The 1,560-nt window shown below is 73.6% G+C and carries 1 protein-coding gene; it reads left to right on the top strand.

Features of this window, described 5'->3' with window-relative positions; genetic code table 11:
* The first annotated feature begins 39 nt into the window (after window positions 1-39).
* Window positions 40-1,515, top strand: a complete 1,476-nt coding sequence (locus FNH05_RS37140) for a 3-hydroxyacyl-CoA dehydrogenase (RefSeq protein WP_144593501.1) — start codon at window positions 40-42, stop codon at window positions 1,513-1,515.
* The last annotated feature ends 45 nt before the right edge of the window (window positions 1,516-1,560 follow it).

Raw genomic sequence — 1,560 nt, 5'->3', positions numbered from 1 at the left:
CCCGTCGGAGGGCCGGGAAGCGCCGGAAAGCGAGGACAGATGCGCATCAGGATCGTCGGCACCGGGGTGATGGGACGCGGGATCGCCCAGTGGGCGGCCACCGCCGGCCACACCGTCGAACTGGGCGACGCGCGCCGGGAGTCGGTGGGCGAGGCGGTCGGGTTCATCCGGTCCATGCTGGACCGGGCGGTGGCCAAGGGCCGCAGCACCGAAGCGGAGGCCGCCGGGATCGCCGCCCGGCTCGTCCCGCTGGACTCGCCGGTCGCTCCGGGCGAGGTGGATCTGGTCATCGAGGCGGTCCGGGAGGACCTCGACACCAAGGCAGCGCTGTTTTCCGAGCTGAGCCGGGTGCTGCCGGAACGCGCGCTCTTCGCCACGAACACCTCGTCGCTGCCGATCACCCAGATCGCGGCGACCCTGCCCGATCCCGGACGGCTGTGCGGGCTGCACTTCTTCAACCCGGTCCCGCTGATGAAGATCGTCGAAGTCATCCCCGGCGCGGCGACCCGGCCGGATGCGGTCGACACCCTCTCCGCTTTCGTGCGCGAGACGGGTCACCGGGCGGTCGTGGTCGCCGACACCCCCGGCTTCCTGATCAACCACGCGGGGCGCGGCCTGGTGACCGAGGCACTCGCGCTGCTGGAGGAGGACGTGGCCGAACCCGCCGTGATCGACCGGATCGCGCGGGACGTGCTGGGGCTGCGCATGGGCCCGTTCGAGCTGATGGACCTGACGGGACTGGACGTCACGGCCGCCGTGATCGAGTCGATCTGGCACGGCTTCCGCTACTCCGACCGGCTGCGCGCGTCGTTTCTGACCCCGAACCGGGTGGCCGCGGGGCTGCACGGCCGCAAGACCGGACGGGGGTGGTTCGACTACGGGCCCGGGGCCGAAGCGCCCGCGGAGCCGGTACTGGAAGGGGACGCGGGCCGTCCGGTGTGGATCGCCGGTACCGGTGTGGAGCTGCCCGGCGCGACGCTGGTGGAGCGTCCGGAGGACGCCGCGGTGATCCTCGTGCCGACCTGGGGCACCACCGTCGCTTCCGCCGTCGCGGACCGCGGCCTGCCCGCGGAGCGGACCTTCGGCGTCGACCCGCTGTCACTGCCCACGTCCCGGCAGGTCCTCGCGATCACTCCCGCGGCGGACCCCGCGGCCGCCCGGGACGCGGCCGCGATCCTCGCGTTGGGCGGAAAGCGGGTTTCGGTGGTGAGGGACACCGCCGGGAGTGTCGCCCAGCGGCTGCTCGCGTCGATCGTGTCCGTGGCGGCGTCCATCGCCGAACGCGGTATCGCCTCGCCCGCCGACATCGATCTCGGGGTCACCGCGGGTCTCGGGTATCCCGCCGGGCCGCTGGCGTGGGGCGAGAAGGTGGGGGCGGACCGGATGCTCGCCCTGCAGCGGGCCCTCCACGCCTCGACCGGCGACCCCCGGTACCGCCCGACCCGCTGGCTCACCGAACGTGCCCAGCTCGGGCTGCCGCTCACCACGACCGGCACCACTCCCGCCGATCTCTGACCCGGCGCGGAAAGGGCCGTGAGGGACCCCCCTCACGGCACCCAT

The organism is Amycolatopsis rhizosphaerae, from assembly GCF_007713715.1.
In the GTDB taxonomy this organism is placed as follows: Bacteria; Actinomycetota; Actinomycetes; order Mycobacteriales; family Pseudonocardiaceae; genus Amycolatopsis_E; species Amycolatopsis_E rhizosphaerae.
Note: the sequence above shows the minus strand (reverse complement) of the source record. Positions and strands in the feature narration are given on the sequence as shown.

What these genes read in the sequence shown, in the direction of transcription:
- FNH05_RS37140 (WP_144593501.1), top strand. Translation starts at nt 40, where the DNA reads ATGCGCATCAGGATCGTCGGCACCGGGGTGATGGGACGCGGGATCGCC.